Here is a 21439-nt window from a genome sequence, read left to right as displayed (position 1 = left end):
GGGCCAGCCCGAGCGCCGCGTCAAGATCCCGCTGGGACGAATCCCGCAGCGCCTGCCCGAGTTGCTCTCGCGCGCCGAGGTGGCCGCCTTGCTGGACGCGCCGATGCCCATCAAGGCGCGCACCTTTTTAATGACGGCCTACGCCAGCGGCCTGCGCCTCAATGAGTTGTGTCACCTGCGCGGCTGCGACATCGATTCCGCACCGGACCGCATGTGCATCCGCGTTGTCCAGGGCAAAGGCGCCAGGGACCGCTACAGCCTTCTCACGCCCGAGCTGCTCGACCAGTTGCGCCTGTACTGGCGTGCCTGCCGATCCGGCGCCACGGGAGATGACTGGCTGTTTGCCAGCCGCCGCGATTCATCCCGGCCTCTGGACTGCAGCAGTGCGCAGCTTTACTACTACGCGGCTCGCAAGGCTGCCGGGATTACCAAGGCCGGCGGCATCCATTCGCTGCGCCATTGCTTTGCCTCTCACCTGCTGGAGGGCGGCGTTGACCTGAACAGCATCAGCCAGCTGATGGGCCATGCCCAGCTGAGCACGACCGGACGCTACCTGTCCATGGCGCGACCGGGCGGGAGCGCAGACAATGCCGCGCTGGCACTGCTGTCGCAGCTGCCTCGCGCACCCCAGACAACCGTACGCCAGCCCGGTCACTGAGCCCGGCGCGCCATGAGCGCCACCCTGGCCGATGTGCTGCGCCAGTTTGGCCCGGCTTATCTGGCCGATCACCTGTTGAGCACCGCGCAGGCCAAAGCCTGGCGGGCCATCGTAGCTTGCCGCACGCCGGCGCTTGGCGGCCAGTTGCTCACCTGTGATGCCTGCCCTCACCGCCACTGGCAATACCACTCGTGCCGCCACCGCTGTTGCCCGCAATGCGGCGCGCGGGCTAAAGATGCCTGGCTGCAGGGACGCCTGGCCGAGGTACTGCCCGTGCCGTACGCACACCTGGTGTTCACCTTGCCGCACAGTCTCAATGGTTTGTATGGCGCGCACCCGCGTTGGGTCATCGATACCTTGTTTGCCTGCACGGCGCAAACTCTTGGCGAGTTTGCCGCCAGCAGCCAGTGGATGGGGAGCGCCCACGGCACGGCCGCCTTCAGCCTGGTTCTGCACACCTGGACGCAGGACCTGGCAACCCATGTTCACCTGCATGCGGTGATGGCCTGCGGGGTGCTGGCCAAGGACGGCCAGTGGTCAGCGCCCGCGCGCGCGCCCGGCTTCCTGTTCCCGGTGCATGCGCTGTCCAGGGTATTTCGGGGAAAGTTCATGGCCGCGCTCTCTAGCGCGCGCAAGGCTGGAAAGATCGAACGCGACCCGCAGGGACAGGCGGCTGCCTGGCGCGAGCGGCACCGGCAGCTTTACCGGCACGACTGGGTGGTGTATGCCAAAACACCTTTGGGCGGGCCGGCGCAGGTGCTGGACTACCTGAGCCGCTACACGCACCGCACAGCCATCGGCAACGAACGCATTGCATCGGTCGGCCAGAGTGACATTGCCTTCAAGGTCCGCGCCGATGCGCATGGGGGAAAACGCACCGTGCGGCTGCCCGGCGTGGAGTTCGTGCGCCGCTTCCTGCGGCATGTGCTGCCCAGCGGCCTCAAGCGCATTCGCCACTACGGGGTGCTCGCTTCGAGCTGCAAGGCAGTCAAGCTGGGTGCTGCACGCCTGGCACTTCAGATGCCAGTCATCGACCCTCGGGTCGTCGAGCCGGTCAAATCCTTCATGGCCAAGGTGGCCAGGCTTGATGTGGACCTGTGCCCGTGCTGCGGGACGGGGCGCCTGCATGTCAGCCGGGCGCTGCGCGGAGCCCAGCAGTTGCCAGCGCCCGGCGCCACCACGGTGTGGCCACAGGGCCGGGGGCCGCCATGACGCCTGGATGTGGGTCTTCACAGCCGCTGACATGTCGCGACCTGGCGTTGCTGGTCGTGCTGCGCGCGGCATGGTCCAGTCTGTGCGCCCATCGTCCAAAACGGCCACGCTATCCCAGGATCTGGGCCGCGTTGCGTGAGCGGCGTCCTTGCACCACGCCCGTTTGCAGCGCCAGCACGCTCTTGAGCTGATCCAGCCGGCACGGCGAAGCTTTCAATCCCCTCTGGCTACCGTCCAGGGCGGCGGTTCAGTCCAACAGGTTTATCTGCCGCTGACCAGCAGCGGTGCGCTTGGCCTGCAGCGCGGCAGCGGCCGATAAACGCTATTCGTTAGGTTTGCAAAGTCAACCATGCCAAACTTCACGCCCAAGGTGCTGCTGGCGCACGCTCTGCTTGTGCTTCCAGCTATGCTTTTCATAGTGGCGGCGCTGCCGCGCTTTGGGCTGGGCGGTTGTGCCAAGCGTGTCGGTTCAAGCACCAAGGTTCTAACCCGGCATTGCAGTGGATCGGCTTCGCCGCCCACTGAATTCATACGTTAGCCTGCTCGTAATAATCCCGCCCCATGGTTAATTCCGCGCTTTTGCTTTCAGCTCACAACCACCTTCGCGCTCGCGGTTCCCGTGGTGTGTCCGGTTTCAGTATCAAAGCGGGCTCCGGCTGTTGTTTTGCTTGGGCAAGCAGATTCTCTTTTCGTAGCGTCGGAAAGCCTGTGCGTTTTAATTGGCTCGGTTCTAACTGTGCGTTGCAGTGGACGGCTACGCCGCTCACTGAACTTGGCCGTTAGGTTTGCAAAGTCAACCATGCCAAACTTTACGCCCAAGGTGCTGCTGGCGCACGCTCTGCTTGTGCTTCCAGCTATGCTTTTCATAGTGGCGGCGCTGCCGCGCTTTGGGCTGGGCGGTTGTGCCAAGCGTGTCGGTTCAAGCACCAAGGTTCTAACCCGGCATTGCAGTGGATCGGCTTCGCCGCCCACTGAATTCATACGTTAGGTTGCGAAAGCCATCCATGCCGTACATCATGCCAAAACTGCCTTTAGCGCACGTCTTGCCTGCGCAGACAGCTATCTTTTTTGCAGCGGTGCCTGTTCTGGCTGGCCGGCTTGGTGTCGCGCCGGCGCTTGCGCGCTTTGGGCCGCAGCGGTTTGCCGAGCGTGCTAGTTTTACCCTCAGCGTCCTAACCCGGCGTTGCAGTGGATTGCTTCGCAACCACTGAACTTCAACGTTAGGTTTTATACAGTCACGCATGCCAAACTTCATGCCCAAGGTGCCGCTAGCGCACGCCCTGCCTGTGCTTTCAGCTATGCTTTTCATAGTGGCGGCGCTACCGCGCTTCGGGCTTTCGGGTTGCGCCACGAATGCTTGTTCTACCACCAAGGTCCTAACCCGGCATTGCAGTGGATCGGCTTCGCCGCCCACTGAATTCATACGTTAGGTTGCGAAAGCCATCCATGCCGTACATCATGCCAAAACTGCCTCTAGCGCACGCCCTGCTTGCGCAGCCAGCTATCTTTTTTGCAGTGTTGCCTGTTCTGGCTGGTCGGCTTGGTGTGGCGCGGGCGCTTGCGCGCTGCGGGCCGCAGTGGTTTGCCAGGCGTGCCTGTTTTGGCACCAAGGTTCTAACCCGGCGTTGCAGTGGATTGCTGCGCAACCACTGAACTTCAACGTTAGCTTTTATACAGTCACGCATGCCAAACTTCATGCCCAAGGTGCCGCTAGCGCAGTCCCTGCCTGTGGTTTCAGATATGCTTTCCATAGTGGCGGCGCTTCCGCGCTTCGGGCTTTCAGGTTGCGCCACGAATCCTTATTCAAGCACCAAGGTCCTAACCCGGCATTGCAGTGGATCGGCTTCGCCGCCCACTGAATTCACACGTTAGGTCTCGCGAACCATGTATGCAGCACTTCCAACTTCACAGGCAGCATCGTTAGTAATAGCCGCATCGGCGCCGGTCGCGGGCGCTACGCCAGAGTCAGCAAGTGCAGCAGCCTCTGCCGCAGATCTAGTAGCTGCGCTCAAGCCGTTTACACCGGATGCACTTGCGAACGGAATGGCAACCCTCATCGGCGCACTTTTAGGCGCCATGCTGGCCTATGCGATGCAGCGCCAAATGCAGGCGCGCGTCGAGGAGCGAAACGCACTGACCTCAGCACACAGATTGATTTTTGCCCTGCTCCAGCAAATCAACACGATAGTGTTGATTCAGCGAGACTATGTATTCGAGCATTTGGGCAATCCCGGTCGGTTTATCTCAATCCCAGCAACCCCGAGCTTTGACGTGTCGAAGAACATCCTGCAAGTGCCCGATCTTGCGTTCCTAATTGACTCAAAGTCGGGCCGTGCTGTCCTATACGATTTCTACCTAGCGCAAGAAAACTACGTCGAGGCGCTGAACCAATGGAATCTGCGATCTTCTATCCACTTTGAGAAGGTGCAACCTGCACTGGCTGCCTCGATCATTCCGAACGGCGGCGTTGTCACTCAAGAAGCCATCGAGCTTGTCTTGGGCAAGCATCTGTTCGGAACGATTGTGAATAGCACTGCTAATTGCTTAGAGACGCTTCAGCGCGCCTACGCAAAACTCGCAGATGTCAAGATCAAGGCAAGAACATACTTGGTTGAGCGATTTAAGACTAACGATTTCACCGAATTCGATATGCCAGAAACCTATGGTCTGGTACCGCCCGAGCCGTCGGCGCCCGGTGCGTCCTAACCCTTCCTTCAAGCGGACTGGCCTACGGCTAGGCGCTTAAGTCAAACGTTAGACATCCGCATCACCATTCCGCCCCATGCCACAAGTACGCATTTTCTCTACGTCCGACTCCCTCGTTGAGCTGACAAGTCTTTTTCACCGAGCCTACGCACGTTTGGGAGACATGGGCCTGAACTACACCGCCGTAGATCAATCGGCGGAAGTCACGGCCAGGCGCATTCGCGGCGGTACCTGCTATGTCGCAACCCTCGCGAACACCCTCGTGGGAACCATCGTCGTTCAGCCGACCTACTCTGAGAACGACTGCGAATACTTCACCCGTCCCGGTGTCGCGGCTGCCCATCAGTTCGCCGTCGACCCGGACCGTCAATGCCTGGGCATCGGTCGAATGTTGCTGGCCCAAGCGGAATCGTGGGCGGCAGAAAATGGCTTTCGTGAGTTGGCCATGGACACTGCCGAACCGGCAACGCATCTGATCGGGTTGTACGCCAGGCTCGGCTACCGTGAGGTCGGCGGGGTTCAGTGGCCGGGCAAGGTCTACCGCAGCGTCGTGCTCAGCAAGCGCTTGCAACCGGATGCCTGATATTCCCTTCAAGCGGTCTGGCGTACGTGCAGCCGGCCGCCTGGGTCAACCGTCAGGCCCCCATAGCGATCGACGCCACCAGGCCTCCCAGCACGGCAGGTGTTATTCCAAGGGCTTTTCGCCCGTTGGTACTGTTGCTGCTTCGTCGGGCACTTTCGCAACGTCGGAGGCATGGTTTTCCATATGGGTTTTCTTGCCCGGTTGCGGCGTCTTGTCTGCCCCGGGCGCGATCTCCTGGCCTTGGTGCTTTTTCTCTTGCTGGACTTTCTTGTCGTGGGCTATGTTGCGCGGGTCAGTCATGGCTTCTTCCTTCGGTTGGTGAACGTCTATCTTTTCCTGAATACAAAGCGGTCAGGGTAGGACAAAACCAGACATTGCGTGCCGGATGACACCTGACCTTTCCATCTCGCGAACGCCGAGCCCCGTGCTTCGCAGGCCTGCAACCGCCGTTCCTGGCCAACACGGGTCAACCTGCCCTGCTATTCCGGTGTCAGTCTTCGCAACCGCTGGCAAATCCTGCACGGCCCTGATTCACAAAGCCGTTCAAGCAGAGCGCCCTCGCAGACCCTTTGAACGCAAACGTGATGGTTTGAAAAAACTTTCAGCACGATTGGAATGCAAAAATTGCCTATACCGCCCAACCAGCGGGCACTTTCAGCTATTCTTTTCATAGTGATTTACTTGGCGCTTTGTACTTGGGCAACGTGCCAGCCGTACCAGTGCTGGCCGCATTTTCCTGATCTGCATGCCGCATCCTGAAAAAATGACGTTCAAACCAGCGTCGTGCCGCGCCCGCCCTGCAAGCCAATGAGGTAAATCAGCATCCACCCCATGCGCAGTAAAGGAGATCATGGGATGATGCGGGTCAACCTAATTTGAAGCCTGCCATCATGTCCGACATCCTGACATTGAACTCCCTTCCGCTGTTTCCCCTGGGCACCGTGCTCTACCCTGGCGGCCTGCTGCCGCTGCAGATTTTCGAGGTCCGCTACCTGGACATGATCGGCAAATGCCACAAGACGGGCGCGCCGTTTGGCGTGGTGTCGCTGACCGAAGGCTCGGAAGTTCGCCGGGCGGTCAAGCCGGCGGCCGGAGGCGCGTCAGCCGGGGCCGATGGCTTTGCCGATGAAACCTTCAATGCCGTCGGCACGCTGGCCCAAATCATCGAGTATTCGGTGCCCCAGCCCGGGTTGATGGTGGTGCAATGCCAGGGCATACACCGTTTCACCATCGCCCGCCGCGAAAAGCTCAAGCATGGCCTGTGGATTTCGGATGTGGTGCGCATCGACGACGACCTGCCGGTGAAAATTCCGCATGACCTGCAAAAAGCGGCGGATGCGCTGGGCAAGCTGATCAAGGGCTTGCTCAATGGCGACACGCCTTCCGAAAAAATGCCCCTGCTGCCGCCTTACCAGCTGGAGGACTGCGGCTGGGTGGCCAACCGCTGGTGCGAATTGCTGCCCTTGCCGCTCAAGGTCAAGCAGCAGCTCATGGAACTGGAAAATCCGCTGCTCAGGCTGGAACTGGTCTGCGACGTGCTGGAGCGCCACGGCATTTCGCGCTGATGTGTCGCGGGCAGGGCCCCGCATTCAGGGCAAAGCGAAGGCGGCAGTGCATGCCTGCCAAAATCGTCCCGTTAAAAAACTAAAATCAGCGGTTCGGCGCTTGTGTCCCACCCTGCGGGGCGAAACAGCGCGGCGCTTTGCGTGAGCTGCCTGTGTGCCTGCGCTTGGCCCAGCCCTCGCCAGCACTTTTCCAGCCTTCTTTTTTTTCCGGAACACCGACCTTTATGTCCAGCCAACCGACCTCTTCCGCAACCGCCGCCGCCGGCATTGCAGCCCCTGCCCCTCACGACGAAAACCAGCTCATGGTGGAGCGCCGGGAAAAGCTCGCCGTCCTGCGCCAGCAACAGGCCGACGGCCGGGGCGTGGCCTTTCCCAACGACATCAAGCCGGAACACCGTGCCGCAGCGTTGTTTGCGCAGTACAGCCACCTGAGCAACGAAGAACTCGAACCCCTGGCGGTCAAGGTCACGGTGGCCGGCCGCATGATGCTCAAGCGCGTGATGGGCAAGGCCAGCTTTGCCACATTGCAAGATGCGTCGTTCGGCCCCACGGGCGGCCGCATCCAGCTCTACATCAACAATGCCGGCGTCGGCGAAGACGTGCATGCCGCTTTCAAGCACTGGGACCTGGGCGACATCGTGTCCGCCGCCGGCACGCTGTTTCGCACCAAGACCGGCGAGTTGTCGATTCATGCCGACAGCATCCGGCTGGTCACCAAGAGCCTGCGGCCGCTGCCCGACAAGTTTCACGGCATGGCCGACCAGGAAGTGAAGTACCGCCAGCGCTATGTCGACCTGATCATGGACGAGGCCGCGCGCAAGCGTTTCATGGCGCGCAGCAAGGCGGTCAGCGGCATTCGTGACTTCATGGTGGCGCACGATTTCCTGGAAGTCGAGACGCCGATGCTGCACCCGATTCCGGGCGGCGCCAATGCCAAGCCGTTCAAGACGCACCACAACGCGCTGGACCAGGAAATGTTTTTGCGCATTGCGCCCGAGCTGTATTTGAAGCGCCTGATCGTCGGCGGCTTCGAGCGGGTGTTCGAGATCAACCGCAGCTACCGCAACGAAGGCATCAGCGTTCGCCACAACCCCGAGTTCACCATGATGGAGTTCTATGCGGCGTGGTGGAACTACCGTGACCTGATGGCTTTCACCGAAGACCTGATCCGCGACATTGCGCAGAAAGTCTGCGGTTCACTGCAACTGAGCTATGCCGACAAACCGGTTGACCTGAGCCAGCCGTTTGAACGCCTGACGATCCGCCAAGCCATCCTCAAGCACACCGATGCCGGCGACCACGTGGACAACGCCGAATGGCTGACCCACGCGCTGAAAAAGCTTGGCTTGAGTGAAGCCAAGAACCGCCTGGCCGGCCGTTCGCTGGCCAGCCTGCAGGTGCTGTATTTTGAGGAAACGGTGGAAGACAAGCTCTGGCAGCCGACCTTCATCATGGAGCATCCCACCGAAATCTCGCCGCTGGCCCGGGCCAACGACGAGCGGCCGGAGGTCACCGAGCGTTTCGAGCTGTACATCACCGGCCGCGAATTCGGCAATGGTTTCAGCGAGTTGAACGACGCCGAGGAACAGGCTGCGCGCTTCAATGCGCAGGTCGATGCCAAGGACAGCGGCGACGACGAAGCCATGTTTTACGACCACGACTTCATCCGCGCGCTGGAATACGGCATGCCCCCGGCCGGCGGATGCGGCATCGGCATCGACCGGCTGATGATGCTGCTGACCGACAGCGCCAGCATCCGCGACGTGATTTTGTTTCCGGCGCTGCGCCGGGAAGCTTAAAACAGAAGCCGTTCAACTGGAAATTTTGCTATTTAATTAATAGCTTCAAAGGCATATACAGCGTGCGCTAAAAGCATATTTCATTCTTTAAATGTCATTTCTCAGTCAGAAAGAATGCGCTCCAGCCAGCTGCGCAGGCCGCGTTTTTAGTCCAGGACAGGCTGCTTTCTTTTCGGCGCGGCCGTCGCCCGTTCCACCGGCAGGCGCAGGTCATCCAGGTAGTCGTGCGCAATATCGACGCTGCATTCGACGCCCAGCATGGCGTAGCGCCGGGCCAGCCATTGGCCCGCGTACAGCCTGCCCAGGTCGCGCAGGGCATGGATCAGGCCGGCATCGGTCGAGGCCTTGGTCGAGGCGCTGTAGCTGTCCAGCACGTCACCGCCGTCGATGCGGTGCATCAGCACGTCCTTGTACTGCGATGCTTCGAGCTTGCCTTCGGCCAGCAGGCGCTTGACGAAATCAATGGCGCGCATTTCGGCGACCAGCCCGGCATTGAAGGTGATTTCATTGACCCGGTCGGCGATTTCCCCGGGCTGGGTCGGCAGCTTGTCGCGCCGGATCGGGTTGATCTGAACCAGCATGATGTCGCGGCTCTGGCATTCGTAGAGCAGCGGGTGCAGCGCCGGGTTGCCGGTGTAGCCGCCATCCCAGAAATGATCGCCTTCAATCTCGACCGCCTGGAACACCATCGGCAGGCAGGCCGACGCCATGACCGCGTCAGCCGTCAGCCGTTTGCCTGAAAACACTTCAGCCTTGCCGCTGCTGACGCGCGTGGCCACCACGAATACCTTGGGCGTTGCCGGGAAAGGATGCGCGGCCAGCCGCTCGAAATCGACCTGGGACGCCAGGAAATCCTTCAGCGGGTTGATGTCCAACGGGTTGCTCTGGTACGGCGACACGCTGCCTGACCAGTAGCGGGTCAGTTCATCGGTCCAGCGAGACGCCGACCAGATGCCGCCGCCCAGTTGGCCCAGCAGGACGTTGAAAGGCGCGCGCTGCCAGAGCGACAACGACTTGGACAGCGAAGACGACACGGTGCCCAGGTCAACAATGCCGTTCCAGAAAGTCGCCAGCGCCTGACGGGCCGCTTCATGCCGTGCGACCCGGGACTGGCCAGGGGCGCTGACCAGCCCATGCGCCAGCACCACGGCGTTCATGGCGCCGGCGCTGGTGCCGCTGATGCCCTCGATGTCAATGCGGCCGTCTTCAAGCAGCGCGTCCAGCACGCCCCAGGTGAAGGCGCCGTGCGAGCCGCCGCCTTGTAGCGCCAGGTTGACCACGGGGTGGCCGCTGGCGGGAAGAAGGGGTAAGACACCGTTGGAAATTTTCATCTTCCGAGGGTACCAAACCGCCAGGGCCACCATTCCCTGCTCATCTTTAGCCGGCGCTGCGCGGAATTGGATGTGGCGCGCTGCTGAGCCGCAAGGACCGCCACGCGACCAGGGCTCAGCATGCTGGCGCGCACATCCACATCCACATCCACATCCACATCCACATCAACCCTGCCACCACTTCTGCCAGACCTGGTTGTCGGTGCCGCGAACGAACACATGCTCGTGGTTCGGCCCCATCGAGCCCAGCGCCGGCTCGGAGGCCAGCACCCCGCCGTCGTTGTGGCGGCCCCAGTCATGCCAGGCGTTGTTGAACCAGGCCTTCTGCCACAGCGCGTTGTCGGCGCCGCGCACATAGATGTTGCAGACCGTGCCGTTGCGCGAGATGACCGATGGCGCACCGGTGAAGCCGCCCGGAGGCGCGCCCAGGGCCACCCAGCCCGACCAGCCGCCCGCGCCTGTCCACCACTTTTGCCAGACCTGGTTGTCGGTGCCGCGCACGAACACATGCTCGTGGTCAGGCCCCATTGAGCCCAGCGCCGGCTCGGAAGCCAGCACGCCGCCGTCGTTGTGGCGGCTCCAGTCATGCCAGGCGTTGTTGAACCAGGCCTTTTGCCAGAGCGCGTTGTCGGCACCGCGCACGTAAATGTTGCAGACCGTGCCGTTGCGCGAGACCACCGCCGGTGCGCCGGTAAAGCCTACCGCAGGCGCACCAAGTGCGAACCAGCCCGACCAGCCGCTCTCGGCTTTCCAGAACTTCTGCCAGACCTGGTTGTCGGTGCCGCGAACGAACACATGCTCGTGGTTCGGTCCCATCGAGCCCAGCGCCGGCTCGGAAGCCAGCACGCCGCCGTCGTTGTGCCGCCCCCAGTCATGCCAGGCGTTGTTGAACCAGGCCTTTTGCCAGAGCGCGTTGTCGGTGCCGCGAACGTAGATGTTGCAGACCGTGCCATTGCGCGAGATGACCGCCGGCGCGCCGGCAAAGCCCACTGCAGGCGTGCCGAGCGCCACCCAGCCCGACCAGCCGACCTGGCGTGGAAACAGGCGTTCGTCCCAGCCGATCTGCTGTCGGCTGAAGGTACACATGTCCAGGGTGTTGGCATTCATGAGGCAAGCCAGCTGGGTCCCTGGCGGGAAGCAGTTGACGCAGTTGCTGTTGGGCACCGCCAGGTGGCCACTGGTGGCGCCGCAGGCGCACGCGCCGTATTCGTCGGCGGCGCCGAAGATGTGGCACGACTCGTGGGCGAACACCCGGTTGATGTTGTCGGGTCCCCAGCCGTCGTTGGCATAGTTCATCACCACCTTCTCGACGATGGCATAGGCAAAATGGTTCAGCGGGTATTTGGTGAAAAAAGCCACGTAGGCCCAGTCGGTGTGCCGGCTGGCACGCAGGTCGCTGGCGTACTTCTGGTAGCCGGGCCGCCCGGCGGCATAGCCCATGCTTGCCAGCGCGGCGTCGCGCCAGTCGCGCTCGTAGCGCTCATAGGCATCGGCAACGCCGGCATAGGGACCGGGGGCAGACGCCACGGTGACCGTGCGAATGTCATAGACAAAGGACACCCGGGCCCGTGGCTCGACGCCGGCCAGCCAGCCCAGCCCCTCCTGCACTTCCTGGATGATCTTGACCCGTTCGGCACTGCTCAGGACTTCCGCGCCGGTGTTGCGCGACACCAGCACGACGCCGACCGCCACCGAACCGATCAGGTAGCGGCTGGTCGGCGTGCCGGTCGACTCGGCCGGGGCTTCGGGTGCACCGGCTGCGCGCGTCCCGGTTTCACGCGGCTCCAGTTCGCGCGGCGGCTCGTAGCCCGGCGTGTCCCAGCTCAAGCCTTCGGTCGGCGACCGGGCCTGGCCGGCAAGGGCGCTTCTGGCCTGGACGCCGTGGGTCCACGCATCAACGGCCAGTTGCGAGGGCTCGTCGAGCGGCTGGGTCGGCTGGTCCGTTGATGCGGTCATCGCCGCTTCGTCGGCGGCATCCGGAAGTTCGGCCACAAAGACCGTCGGGCTGAACTGCTGGGTAATCCGTCCGCCCCGTCGCGTGACCTCTTCGCTGGCAGCGGCCATGTCCTGGGTGAATCGCAAGACGTTTTTTGCCATGATGCTTCCCCTCAAACAAGATTGTCGACCTGCAAGTGCTTGCGCTTGCAGGCGCTTTTCAGTTCGCCGGGCTTTGAGAACAAGGCCGTCCTGATGCGAACCGGCTTGCGATTCTTCTCGCCTGCCGCATCTACAGCCATGAGAATTACTTTTCCATACACAAACCATGCGAATAGGCGCGGACGGTGTTGCAGCTGGCTTCAAACCGGTCCGGCCGCCAGCTGATCAGTGACTAGACGGTTTACGCTACCATCCGGCAGCATCCCGCAACTGCCATTTTTTGAATGAAAACAGCCTCTTGCGCACTATCCATAAGCACCTTCAGCTACAAAAATAAGAGTAAATTCCATGAAATACCTTGCCGGCTACCCGGAGAACCTTCAAGCGCAGGTTCAGCACTTGCTGGCCAAGGGCAGCCTGGGCGATACGCTGCTGGCCAAATACCGCCATGCCCACGCGGTACGTACCGACAAGGCCCTGTATGACTATGTCATGGCGCTGAAAAATGAGTTTTTGCGCAATTCGGAGCCGCTGTCCAAGGTGGCGTTCGACAGCAAGCTGCAGATCATCACCCACGCGCTGGGCACGCACACCACGATTTCGCGGGTGCAGGGCAGCAAGCTCAAGTCCAAGCGTGAAATCCGGGTGGCGTCGCTGTTCAAGGAAGTGCCGGTCGAGTTTCTACGGATGATCGCCGTGCATGAACTGGCGCACCTCAAGGAAAAAGGCCATGACAGGGCCTTCTACCAGCTCTGCACCTACATGGAGCCGCTCTACCACCAGTACGAGTTTGACCTGCGCGTGTACCTGACGCACATCGATGCGGCGGGCAAGCTGGAGTGGCCCGGCATGGCCTGAACAGGCCAGGCCGGTGCGGGTAAATGGGCTTCCACATCAATCCGGAGTTGACGCGAAGCCGGAGAACCGGCTGCAGCACGCCAAGGCGAAGGAACGCCATCTCGGATTGCATTTGGAAATGGAATCAGGGAATCAAGCCCAGCGCATGCATGTAGGCCGGGTGCACCATGAGTTCGTCCCACTCCAGCGCGGGCGTCTGCGGCAGCAGGGCCTCACGACGCAACTCGCTGGCGTCCAGCGCTTCCCACCGGCACTTGAGCAGCGCTTCGGCCATGCCATCGAGCAATTCATCGACCGGCTTGCCATCGCCCACCGACTGGTTGCACAGCAGCACCATGTCGCAGCCGGCGTTGAGCGCGGCGATGGCGGCCTCCAGGTAGCTCACTTCCACGCCATCGATCAGCCGGGCGCCGGCCATGCTCAGGTCGTCGCTGAAAATCGCGCCGCCAAAACCGAGCTGGCTGCGCAGGATGAAGTTCAGCCATTTGCTGGAAAAACCGGCCGGCCGAGCATCGACCTTGGGGTAGATCACATGCGCCGGCATCACGCTGGACAGCGTGGTGTTGAGCCATTCATACGGCGCGGCATCGTCTTTCAGGATGGCGTTGAGGGTGCGCGTGTCCACCGGAATGTCGGTGTGCGAATCGGCCTTGACGAAGCCGTGGCCGGGAAAATGCTTGCCGCAGTTGGTCATGCCGCTTTGCAGCAGGCCGTGCATCAGGCTCTTGGCCAGCAGGCTGACGACGCGCGGGTCGCGGCCAAAGGCACGGTCGCCGATGATGCTGCTTTCGCCATGGTCCAGGTCCAGCACCGGCGTGAAGCTGAAATCGACGCCGCAGGCGCGCAGTTCGGCGCCCAGCACATAGCCGCAGGCGGTGGCGGCATTGGTGGCGGCGAGCTGGTCGCGCATCCATTGCTGCCCCAATGCACGCATCGGCGGCAGGTGCGTCAGTCCGTCGGTGCGAAAGCGCTGCACCCGGCCGCCTTCGTGGTCCACGCAGATCAGCAGGTCGTCGCGCAAAGCCTTGATCTCGGCGCACAGCTTGCCAAGCTGCTGGCGGTCTTTCCAGTTGCGGGCAAACAGGATGATGCCGCCGGTCAGCGGATGCCTGAGGCGACGGCGGTCGTCCTTGCTCAGTTTGAGACCGGCGATGTCGATAATGAGGGGGGCGTGCTGGGTCATGGGAATATTTTCAGGGTGACTATTAAATTCATAGCTGCTTATGCAGGCCTGTCCTGCGCAACCGCTATCTTTTCTCTACAACGCAAAAACTCGCGGCATAGTCGGTTTCATCGGTGACGGTGATGTGTGCCGTCAGTTCGCGGGCGTCAAACCATTCCTTGAGCGCGGCATGCAGCACGATTTCGGGCTTGCCGCTGTTCATCTTGGCGATTTCGCAATGCCGCCAGGTCATGGGCATGCGCATGCCCAGGCCGATCGCCTTGCTGAAGGCTTCCTTGGCGGAAAAACGGGTGGCGAGGTAGCTGACACCCCGGTCGGGCCAGCGGGCGCTGCGCTCTATCCAGGTCGCCAGTTCGCCGTCGCTCAAAATTCTTTGTGCAAAGCGTTCGCCATGGCGCGCCAGGCTGGCGCGGATCCGGCGGATGTCGCAGATGTCGGTGCCGATGCCGTAGATCATCAGGCCACGGTGGCAGGCGCAAACGCCTCGTTGATGCAGTGCAGGTACGCCTTGACCGTGGCCTGGTAACCGAGTTCCAGCGCGTCGGTCATCAGCGCATGGCCGATGGAGACTTCGAGCACGCCGGGAACGGCCCGCAGGAATTCAGCCAGGTTGTCGCGGTTCAGGTCGTGTCCGGCGTTGACTCCCAGATTGACAGCTGCCGCTGCACGCGCTGTCTGCGCAAACTGGTCTAAAGCCTTGTTTTTTTCCGGACCAGACCAGTCGCGGGCATAGCTTTCGGTGTACAACTCGACCCGGTCCGCGCCGATGCCTTTGGCGGCCGCCATGGCCTCGGGAACCGGGTCCATGAACAGGCTGACGCGAACGCCGCGCGCATGGGCATATTCGATGTGTGGCCGCAGACGTTCGGCATCCTGCGGAAAACTCCAGCCATGGTCGCTGGTGAACTGGTCTTCGCTGTCGGGCACGAAGGTGCACTGGTGCAGCGGCAGGCCCCGGGCCGACAGGTCACGGACAAAATGCATCAGGTTCTGCAGCGGATTGCCTTCGATGTTGAACTCGCAGTGCGGCCAGTCCTTCATCAGCGCGGCAATTTCATACACATCGTCAGCGCGGACATGGCGCTCGTCGGGCCGGGGATGCACCGTGATGCCGTTGGCGCCTGCTTGCAGGCACAACTCGGCGGCGCGCAGCACACTCGGAATGTCCAGGTGCCGGGTATTTCGAAGCAGCGCCACCTTGTTGACGTTGACCGACAGCACGGTTTTCAGGGTACCCGGCGGATGGGGCAGATGCGAACGGGGGCCGGAATGGAATAAGGCGATCATGGCGACATCAATCGAATAAATCGTTAAAGGGCTTGCAGGTCCATCATCATCTGCCGGGTTTTCAAAACCCTGACGCCGCAATGGTAGTGCAGCAAGGCGCGCAGCTGGATTTTCAGTTCATTGGCGGCCGGCACGCAGGCCCGCAGCGTGTCGGTAAACAGCGCCTTGTCACCGAGCGACTGCTGCAGCGCCTGCCAGTGTTCGCCGCTCAAGCTGATACGGTCATCGTCATGTGCCTGCCGCAGGCCGGCTTCAGCGACCAGCACATAGCGCGCCTGCGCGGCCACGGGCGCCAGCGTCGCGGTTTCCACGTCCAGCCGGGGCAACAAGCCAATACCCTGCAACAGGCGCAACTCGAAGGCGCGCAGCGCCAGCTGAAGCGTGTCGGCATTCTGGCTGGCGAGCAGCTGGACCGTGGCGGCATAGGCGTCGAACAGCAGCGCATGCGGGTCGTCCCTGGCCAGCAGGCGCATCAGCAGCTCGTTCAGGTAATAACCCGAGAGCAGCGCGTCGCCGCTGGGCATGACATGGCCGCCCTGCCATTCAGCGCTCTTGAGGTTGCGGATTTCCGCATCGCCGCCAAAGGCCACATGCAGCGGCTGCATGGGCAGCAAAATCGGCCGGAAGCTGGAACTGGGTTTCTTGGCCCCGCGCGCCACCAGCGCCACCCGCCCATAGTGACGGGTGAACACATCCAGGACCAGGCTGGACTCGCTCCAGTCGTAACGGTGCAGCACATAGGCGGGTTCGTTGCTGATGCGTTGGATGGCCAAGATAAAGGTGCCAGATCAAGCGATCAGCATTTCAAGACAGCACCGGCCACAAAGTGACCAACGTGGCTCTGCGCTTTCCCAAGCAAGGGCCGCGGGACCGGCTTTGCCAGGCCGCAGGCGCAGCAGCCCCCCCGGGGGCAGGAAGCCACACGCAATGGGTGACCGTGGGGGCTATTCATAGCCAAAGGTCTTGACGCGTGCTTCATCGTCGGCCCAGCCGGAGCGGACCTTGACCCAGATCTCCAGGAACACCTTGCCGCCGGTCAGCGCTTCGAGTTCATGCCGCGCCTCGGTGCCGATGCGCTTGAGTTTCTCGCCCTTCTCGCCAATGATCATGCCCTTGTGGCCGTCGCGCTCGACGACGATGGTCGCGGCAATCTTGCGCAGATTGCCCTCTTCCTCGTACTGGTCGATGATGACGGTCGAGGTGTAGGGCAGCTCGTCGCCGGTCAGGCGAAACAGCTTTTCGCGGATGATCTCGGCGGCCATGAAGCGGTCGCTGCGGTCGGTCAGTTCGTCGGCGCCATACATCCACGGCTGGACCGGCAGGTATTTTTCGCAAATCCCGAACAGGCGCTCGACATCCTTGGCATTGTTGGCCGACATCGGCACGAATTCGGAGAAATTGTGCCGCTCTTGCATGGAACGCAACCAGGGAGCAATTTCGGCGCGGCGGTGGATCAGGTCGAACTTGTTGGCCAGCAGGATGGCCGGTGTTTTCTCGGGCAGCAGTGCCAGCACCTTGGCATCGGCCAGGTTGAACTGGCCGGCTTCCACCACAAAAACGATCAGGTCCACGTCATTGACGGCGCCGACCACCGTGCGGTTCAGAGAACGGTTCAGCGCGTTGCCGTGCCGCGTCTGAAAGCCCGGCGTATCGACAAATACAAACTGCGTCGCGGCGCGCGTGCGCATGCCGGTGATCCGGTGGCGCGTGGTCTGCGCCTTGCGGGAAGTGATGCTGACCTTCTGGCCGACCAGTGCATTGAGCAGGGTGGACTTGCCGACGTTGGGCTTGCCGACAATGGCAATCAGCCCGCAGCGCTGTTCGCCCACGGGTGGCAGGCTCTGCGTGCCGCTGTCCGCCGGCACAGCCGCGCCACGCGAAGCCGTCGCCTGGGCGAGCATGGCGTCGATGGCGTCCTGGCTCTGCGCTGGCGCAAGCGATGCGGGAGAGATGGCCGTTTGCCCCGACTGGGACAAGGTATCAGCAGTTGGGCTGGATTCTTTTTTTCCGGTACTCATAATCAATTCAATCGTGTTGGATGGCCGGCCAGTGGCGGCATTGGCAAAAAGGCCGTCACGCAGCCAGTGTCTTGACGTAAAGCAGCATGGCACTGGCAGCGGCCTGTTCGCCAGCCCGCCGTGAGATGCCGGTACCGCGTTCGGCGCGGCTGAATTCGGTGATTTCGCATTCCACTTCAAAAGTCTGCTGGTGCGCAGCCCCCAGCGTGCCAACTACCTTGTAGGCGGGAAGGCGCATTTTGCGCCCCTGAAGCCACTCCTGCAATTCTGTTTTCGGATCCTTGCCGATGGCTTTCATTTGCGGGCTCACCTGGACATCCTTGAACAGGCGGCGCACCAGCTGGTCGGCCTTGTCATAGCCCGCATCCAGATAGACCGCGCCGATCACGGCTTCCAGCGCATCGGCCAGCATGGACGGCCGGTTCTTTCCGCCGGAACGGGCTTCGCCTTCGCCCAGCCGCAGCAGGTCGGGCAAGCCCAGCACCACGGCCAGGTGGTGCAGCGTGTCTTGCTTGACAAGATTGGCCCGGACGCGCGAGAGATCGCCTTCAGGCAGTTCGCTCAACTGCTCGAACAGCAGTCCGGCCACCGCCAGGTTCAGAACGGAATCACCCAGGAATTCGACACGTTCGTTGTGATCGGAAGAAAAGCTTCGGTGTGTCAGCGCCTGGGCAAGCAGCTTCGGATTGGCGAATTCATGCTGCAGGCGCTTTTGCAGGGCCTGCAAGGCAGGACTGGAGGGAGAAGCGGTGCGCACTTTACTTGGATCGCCCACTGTACTTCAGCAGCAGGTAGGCAGGTCCAGCCAGGTGGATTTCACGCGTATAGGCAAAAGCCACCACCGTCTTGTCGCCATCTTTGGTCACGTCCAGGTCCTTGCCAGAAATGGAGTGAATGTCGTCGATCTGCCCGGCCTTGTCGAAGATTGCCCTGACTTCGGGCACCGTGCTGCCTACCGTGGCCTTGGTAGCGGCCTTGGTGATGGCCTGGAATTCAATCAATGTCGGCAGCACCTGCGCACCCAGAATGAAGGTGCCGGCCGCAATGGCGCCGAAAAACAGCAGGCCGATGAAGGAAATACCACGTTGCTTGTGTTTCATTGATCCGGATTCCCAGAGAAATTCATGAAGAAATGCTTTTTGTGATGACTGGGACGCGAGCGGTTTTGCGCTTAATCAAATGAACCAATGCGCTTGAGATTGCCAAAGTTCATCCAGACAAAAAATGCCTTGCCAACAATGTTCTGCTCGGGAACAAAGCCCCAGTAGCGCGAATCGAGGGAATTGTCGCGGTTGTCGCCCATCATGAAATAGTGCCCTTCAGGCACCTTGCACACCACGCCTTCGGTGCTGTAGCGGCAATGGTCCCGGTAGGGAAAATTGTCGGCGCCAGCGATGAAGGACGGACGGTCGTCGTCATTCAGGAGCCGGTATTTCCGCTCGCCGTTGGTTTCCTCGAACTGCTTGGCATAACGCATTGAATCGGCATCGAAAAAATCCGGGAGCGCCACTTTGGGCAAGGGCTTGCCGTTGATCGTGAGCTTCTTGTTCAGGTAAGCCACCTCGTCGCCGGGAATGCCGACCACCCGCTTGATGTAATCCAGGCTGGGCTTGGGCGGATAGCGAAACACCATCACGTCGCCTCGTTCGGGGCTGTGGTTGTCAAGTATCTTGCGGTTGATGACCGGCAGGCGCACGCCATAGTGAAACTTGTTCACCAGGATCAGGTCATTGACCAGCAGCGTCGGGATCATCGAGCCCGACGGAATCTTGAACGGCTCGAACAAAAACGAGCGCAGCAGGAAAACGATGATGATCACCGGAAACAGGCCGGCGGTCCAGTCCAGCCACCAGGGCTGCATGATCAGCCGGCTTCTGGCGTCCTGGGTGTGGTCATCGACCTGGCTGATGCCCATTTTGGCCAGCTCGGCCTGGCGCTGGAGGGCATTCGCATCAAGGGTGGCCACGGCCTTGCGCCGCTGCGGCAGGAAATAAAGCCGCTCGGCCACCCAGTAAATGCCGGTCACCACAGCGGCCAGGAACAGCAGGGCCGAAAAGTTTCCTTCGACCAGGCCGAAGTACCAGGCGGCACCGTAGCCGACAAAGCCGGCCAGCACCACGGCGGTGATGGAACTCATGACGCCGCGCATCAGTCTTCCACCTGCAAGATAGCCAAGAATGCCTCTTGGGGCACTTCCACCGAACCGATTTGTTTCATGCGCTTCTTGCCTGCCTTTTGCTTCTCTAAAAGCTTCTTCTTACGGGAAATATCGCCGCCGTAGCACTTGGCGATCACGTTCTTGCGCAAAGCCTTGATGGTCTCGCGGGCAATGATGTTGGCGCCAATGGCCGCCTGGATCGCGACATCGAACTGCTGGCGCGAGATGATCTCGCGCATCTTGGCCACCACCGCCCGGCCACGGTAGGCAGACTGACTTCGGTGAACGATGATCGACAGCGCATCGACCTTCTCGCCGTTGAGCAAAATGTCGACCTTCACCACGTCGGACGCACGGAATTCCTTGAACTCGTAGTCCATCGACGCATAGCCGCGCGAGACCGATTTGAGCTTGTCGAAAAAGTCAAGCACGATCTCGCCCAGCGGCATTTCGTAGGTCAGCATGACCTGCTTGCCATGGTATGCCATGTTCAGCTGCACGCCGCGCTTCTGGTTGGCCAGCGTCATGACGGCACCGACATAGTCCTGCGGCATGTACAGGTGCACGGTGACGATGGGTTCACGAATCTCGTTGACGCGGCCGCCATCGGGAATTTTCGATGGGTTTTCAACCCGGATGATCTCGCCATCGGATTTGAGCACTTCATAGACCACGCTGGGCGCTGTCGTGATCAGGTCCTGGTCAAACTCGCGCTCCAGACGCTCCTGGACAATTTCCATGTGCAGCAGACCCAGGAAGCCGCAGCGAAAGCCAAAGCCCAGCGCTTCACTGACCTCGGGCTCGTAATGCAGCGATGCGTCGTTGAGCTTGAGCTTTTCCAGCGCATCGCGCAGCGACTCGTATTCACTGGCTTCCGAGGGATACAGGCCGGCAAACACCTGCGGCTGGATTTCCTTGAAACCCGGCAACGCTTCGATTGCGGTGAAGGCCGCGCCGCCGCTACCGCCCTTGATCAGCGTGACGGTGTCACCAACGCGGGCCGCCTGCAGTTCCTTGATGCCGGCAATCACGAAGCCCACTTCACCGGCTTCGAGCGAGGAGCGCGGTTCGGTGTGCGGCGTGAACACGCCGAGCTGCTCGGCGTTGTAGGTGGCTTCGCTGGCCATCAGCTTGATGCGGTCGCCCTTGGCCAGGCGGCCATCGACCACGCGCACCAGCATGACCACACCAACGTAGGCGTCGTACCAGCTGTCGATGATCATGGCGCGCAAGGCCGCCTCGGGATTTCCCTTGGGCGGCGGAATCAGGGCGATCACGGCTTCGAGAATCTCGTCAATGCCCATGCCGGTCTTGGCGCTGCACGGAATCGCGTCGGTGGCATCGATGCCAATGACTTCCTCGATCTCCTGCTTGGCGTTGTCAGGGTCGGCCTGCGGCAGGTCCATCTTGTTGAGCACCGGCACCACCGTCACGCCCAGGTCCAGCGCGGTGTAGCAATTGGCGACGGTCTGCGCTTCGACACCCTGGCTGGCATCGACTACCAGCAACGCGCCTTCGCAGGCTGACAACGAACGGCTGACTTCATACGAAAAGTCGACATGGCCCGGCGTGTCGATCAAGTTGAGGTTGTAGACCTGGCCGTCCTTTGCTTTGTACTGGAGCGAAGCAGTCTGCGCCTTGATCGTGATGCCGCGCTCTTTTTCGATGTCCATCGAATCCAGCACCTGGGCGCTCATCTCGCGGTCTTGAAGGCCACCACAGCGCTGAATCAGCCGGTCGGCAAGCGTGGACTTGCCATGATCAATATGCGCAATGATCGAAAAATTTCGAATGTGATTCATCAACAAAAACGCCTAATTACTTGAATATATTGCGAAAAAAAACACACCACGCCAATGAGCATAAAAAAAGGCGCGTCTTGCAATGACGCGCCCTGAACCAACAATCTTTGGCAACTGCGAAAGTTGGAACTTCATTGTAGGCAAAAAGCCAGGAGCGACCCGTTTCAACATCTGCTGCTGCT

At 61.3% G+C, this 21439-nt stretch carries 21 protein-coding genes; 7 read left to right on the top strand and 14 right to left on the bottom strand.

What is annotated here, in order from left to right; genetic code table 11:
- The 4 genes from IWX85_RS17450 to IWX85_RS17435 all read left to right on the top strand — a co-directional run.
- Positions 1 to 658: tyrosine-type recombinase/integrase (locus tag IWX85_RS17450; RefSeq protein ID WP_196870570.1), on the top strand; the 658-nt coding region annotated here is incomplete at its 5' end.
- Positions 659 to 670: 12 nt separating this feature from the next.
- Positions 671 to 1870, top strand: coding sequence for an IS91 family transposase (locus tag IWX85_RS17445; protein WP_196870569.1), 1200 nt, complete (start codon positions 671 to 673; stop codon positions 1868 to 1870).
- 1884 nt (positions 1871 to 3754) lie between these two features.
- Positions 3755 to 4576, top strand: a complete 822-nt coding sequence (locus IWX85_RS17440) for a hypothetical protein (RefSeq protein ID WP_196870568.1) — start codon at positions 3755 to 3757, stop codon at positions 4574 to 4576.
- 163 nt (positions 4577 to 4739) lie between these two features.
- Positions 4740 to 5159, top strand: coding sequence for a GNAT family N-acetyltransferase (locus IWX85_RS17435; protein WP_231379914.1), 420 nt, complete (start codon positions 4740 to 4742; stop codon positions 5157 to 5159).
- 102 nt (positions 5160 to 5261) lie between these two features.
- Here IWX85_RS17435 and IWX85_RS17430 read toward each other — a convergent pair whose 3' ends face one another.
- A complete protein-coding gene (locus IWX85_RS17430) occupies positions 5262 to 5459 on the bottom strand; it encodes a hypothetical protein (protein ID WP_036804923.1) in 198 nt (65 codons plus the stop codon).
- A gap of 354 nt (positions 5460 to 5813) precedes the next feature.
- Positions 5814 to 6011 carry a hypothetical protein gene (locus IWX85_RS17425; RefSeq protein ID WP_196870566.1) on the bottom strand — a complete coding sequence of 66 codons (198 nt, stop codon included), beginning with the start codon at positions 6009 to 6011 and terminating at the stop codon, positions 5814 to 5816.
- A gap of 38 nt (positions 6012 to 6049) precedes the next feature.
- Here IWX85_RS17425 and IWX85_RS17420 point away from each other — a divergent pair, with 38 nt between their 5' ends.
- Positions 6050 to 6724 carry an LON peptidase substrate-binding domain-containing protein gene (locus IWX85_RS17420; RefSeq protein WP_036812278.1) on the top strand — a complete coding sequence of 225 codons (675 nt, stop codon included), beginning with the start codon at positions 6050 to 6052 and terminating at the stop codon, positions 6722 to 6724.
- A gap of 224 nt (positions 6725 to 6948) precedes the next feature.
- On the top strand, positions 6949 to 8523 hold the full coding sequence (lysS, locus tag IWX85_RS17415; RefSeq protein WP_196870565.1) for a lysine--tRNA ligase: 1575 nt from the start codon (positions 6949 to 6951) through the stop codon (positions 8521 to 8523).
- A 146-nt stretch (positions 8524 to 8669) separates the two neighbouring features.
- Here lysS and IWX85_RS17410 read toward each other — a convergent pair whose 3' ends face one another.
- From IWX85_RS17410 to IWX85_RS20765, 3 genes are all read right to left on the bottom strand, one after another.
- Positions 8670 to 9854 carry a patatin-like phospholipase family protein gene (locus IWX85_RS17410; RefSeq protein WP_196870564.1) on the bottom strand — a complete coding sequence of 395 codons (1185 nt, stop codon included), beginning with the start codon at positions 9852 to 9854 and terminating at the stop codon, positions 8670 to 8672.
- Positions 9855 to 10019: 165 nt separating this feature from the next.
- Positions 10020 to 11951: a hypothetical protein gene (locus tag IWX85_RS17405; protein WP_196870563.1), complete on the bottom strand. Its 1932-nt coding sequence runs from the start codon at positions 11949 to 11951 to the stop codon at positions 10020 to 10022.
- Positions 11952 to 11962: 11 nt separating this feature from the next.
- Positions 11963 to 12091, bottom strand: a complete 129-nt coding sequence (locus IWX85_RS20765) for a hypothetical protein (protein ID WP_255529467.1) — start codon at positions 12089 to 12091, stop codon at positions 11963 to 11965.
- Positions 12092 to 12299: 208 nt separating this feature from the next.
- On the opposite strand from IWX85_RS20765, the gene IWX85_RS17400 reads away from it, so the two are divergent.
- Positions 12300 to 12809: a YgjP-like metallopeptidase domain-containing protein gene (locus tag IWX85_RS17400; RefSeq protein WP_196870562.1), complete on the top strand. Its 510-nt coding sequence runs from the start codon at positions 12300 to 12302 to the stop codon at positions 12807 to 12809.
- Positions 12810 to 12933: 124 nt separating this feature from the next.
- Here the strand turns inward: IWX85_RS17400 and nagZ are convergent, their stop codons facing one another.
- From nagZ to lepA, 9 genes are all read right to left on the bottom strand, one after another.
- A complete protein-coding gene (nagZ, locus tag IWX85_RS17395) occupies positions 12934 to 13992 on the bottom strand; it encodes a beta-N-acetylhexosaminidase (protein ID WP_196870561.1) in 1059 nt (352 codons plus the stop codon).
- Positions 13993 to 14056: 64 nt separating this feature from the next.
- Positions 14057 to 14449: a holo-ACP synthase gene (acpS, locus tag IWX85_RS17390; RefSeq protein WP_196870560.1), complete on the bottom strand. Its 393-nt coding sequence runs from the start codon at positions 14447 to 14449 to the stop codon at positions 14057 to 14059.
- Entirely contained in the window at positions 14449 to 15279 is an 831-nt protein-coding gene (locus tag IWX85_RS17385; RefSeq protein WP_196870559.1) for a pyridoxine 5'-phosphate synthase, read from the bottom strand. The genes acpS and IWX85_RS17385 overlap by 1 nt, the downstream gene beginning before the upstream one ends.
- 23 nt (positions 15280 to 15302) lie before the next feature.
- Positions 15303 to 16052 (bottom strand): DNA repair protein RecO, encoded by a 750-nt coding sequence (gene recO, locus IWX85_RS17380; protein ID WP_036804935.1) that lies wholly within the window; start codon positions 16050 to 16052, stop codon positions 15303 to 15305.
- A 171-nt stretch (positions 16053 to 16223) separates the two neighbouring features.
- Positions 16224 to 17180: a GTPase Era gene (era, locus tag IWX85_RS17375; RefSeq protein WP_051984444.1), complete on the bottom strand. Its 957-nt coding sequence runs from the start codon at positions 17178 to 17180 to the stop codon at positions 16224 to 16226.
- A gap of 172 nt (positions 17181 to 17352) precedes the next feature.
- On the bottom strand, positions 17353 to 18024 hold the full coding sequence (gene rnc / locus IWX85_RS17370; RefSeq protein ID WP_231379912.1) for a ribonuclease III: 672 nt from the start codon (positions 18022 to 18024) through the stop codon (positions 17353 to 17355).
- 31 nt (positions 18025 to 18055) lie between these two features.
- Positions 18056 to 18397 carry a DUF4845 domain-containing protein gene (locus IWX85_RS17365; RefSeq protein WP_036804940.1) on the bottom strand — a complete coding sequence of 114 codons (342 nt, stop codon included), beginning with the start codon at positions 18395 to 18397 and terminating at the stop codon, positions 18056 to 18058.
- A 71-nt stretch (positions 18398 to 18468) separates the two neighbouring features.
- Positions 18469 to 19434, bottom strand: coding sequence for a signal peptidase I (lepB, locus tag IWX85_RS17360; protein ID WP_231379911.1), 966 nt, complete (start codon positions 19432 to 19434; stop codon positions 18469 to 18471).
- A gap of 11 nt (positions 19435 to 19445) precedes the next feature.
- Positions 19446 to 21257, bottom strand: coding sequence for a translation elongation factor 4 (gene lepA, locus IWX85_RS17355; RefSeq protein WP_196870557.1), 1812 nt, complete (start codon positions 21255 to 21257; stop codon positions 19446 to 19448).
- Between the last annotated feature and the right edge of the window lie 182 nt (positions 21258 to 21439).

The sequence above is a fragment of the Polaromonas sp. CG_9.11 genome, from assembly GCF_015752225.1.
Lineage (GTDB): Bacteria > Pseudomonadota > Gammaproteobacteria > Burkholderiales > Burkholderiaceae_C > Polaromonas.
Note: the sequence above shows the minus strand (reverse complement) of the source record. Positions and strands in the feature narration are given on the sequence as shown.

Bases quoted from the DNA above. Each gene is read 5' to 3' on its own strand.
- IWX85_RS17445 (WP_196870569.1), top strand. From the start codon at position 671: ATGAGCGCCACCCTGGCCGATGTGCTGCGCCAGTTTGGCCCGGCTTAT.
- IWX85_RS17440 (WP_196870568.1), top strand. From the start codon at position 3,755: ATGTATGCAGCACTTCCAACTTCACAGGCAGCATCGTTAGTAATAGCC.
- IWX85_RS17435 (WP_231379914.1), top strand. From the start codon at position 4,740: ATGGGCCTGAACTACACCGCCGTAGATCAATCGGCGGAAGTCACGGCC.
- IWX85_RS17430 (WP_036804923.1), bottom strand. From the start codon at position 5,459: ATGACTGACCCGCGCAACATAGCCCACGACAAGAAAGTCCAGCAAGAG.
- IWX85_RS17425 (WP_196870566.1), bottom strand. From the start codon at position 6,011: ATGATCTCCTTTACTGCGCATGGGGTGGATGCTGATTTACCTCATTGG.
- IWX85_RS17420 (WP_036812278.1), top strand. From the start codon at position 6,050: ATGTCCGACATCCTGACATTGAACTCCCTTCCGCTGTTTCCCCTGGGC.
- lysS (WP_196870565.1), top strand. From the start codon at position 6,949: ATGTCCAGCCAACCGACCTCTTCCGCAACCGCCGCCGCCGGCATTGCA.
- IWX85_RS17410 (WP_196870564.1), bottom strand. From the start codon at position 9,854: ATGAAAATTTCCAACGGTGTCTTACCCCTTCTTCCCGCCAGCGGCCAC.
- IWX85_RS17405 (WP_196870563.1), bottom strand. From the start codon at position 11,951: ATGGCAAAAAACGTCTTGCGATTCACCCAGGACATGGCCGCTGCCAGC.
- IWX85_RS20765 (WP_255529467.1), bottom strand. From the start codon at position 12,091: ATGGCTGTAGATGCGGCAGGCGAGAAGAATCGCAAGCCGGTTCGCATC.
- IWX85_RS17400 (WP_196870562.1), top strand. From the start codon at position 12,300: ATGAAATACCTTGCCGGCTACCCGGAGAACCTTCAAGCGCAGGTTCAG.
- nagZ (WP_196870561.1), bottom strand. From the start codon at position 13,992: ATGACCCAGCACGCCCCCCTCATTATCGACATCGCCGGTCTCAAACTG.
- acpS (WP_196870560.1), bottom strand. From the start codon at position 14,449: ATGATCTACGGCATCGGCACCGACATCTGCGACATCCGCCGGATCCGC.
- IWX85_RS17385 (WP_196870559.1), bottom strand. From the start codon at position 15,279: ATGATCGCCTTATTCCATTCCGGCCCCCGTTCGCATCTGCCCCATCCG.
- era (WP_051984444.1), bottom strand. From the start codon at position 17,180: ATGCTCGCCCAGGCGACGGCTTCGCGTGGCGCGGCTGTGCCGGCGGAC.
- IWX85_RS17365 (WP_036804940.1), bottom strand. From the start codon at position 18,397: ATGAAACACAAGCAACGTGGTATTTCCTTCATCGGCCTGCTGTTTTTC.
- lepB (WP_231379911.1), bottom strand. From the start codon at position 19,434: ATGAGTTCCATCACCGCCGTGGTGCTGGCCGGCTTTGTCGGCTACGGT.
- lepA (WP_196870557.1), bottom strand. From the start codon at position 21,257: ATGAATCACATTCGAAATTTTTCGATCATTGCGCATATTGATCATGGC.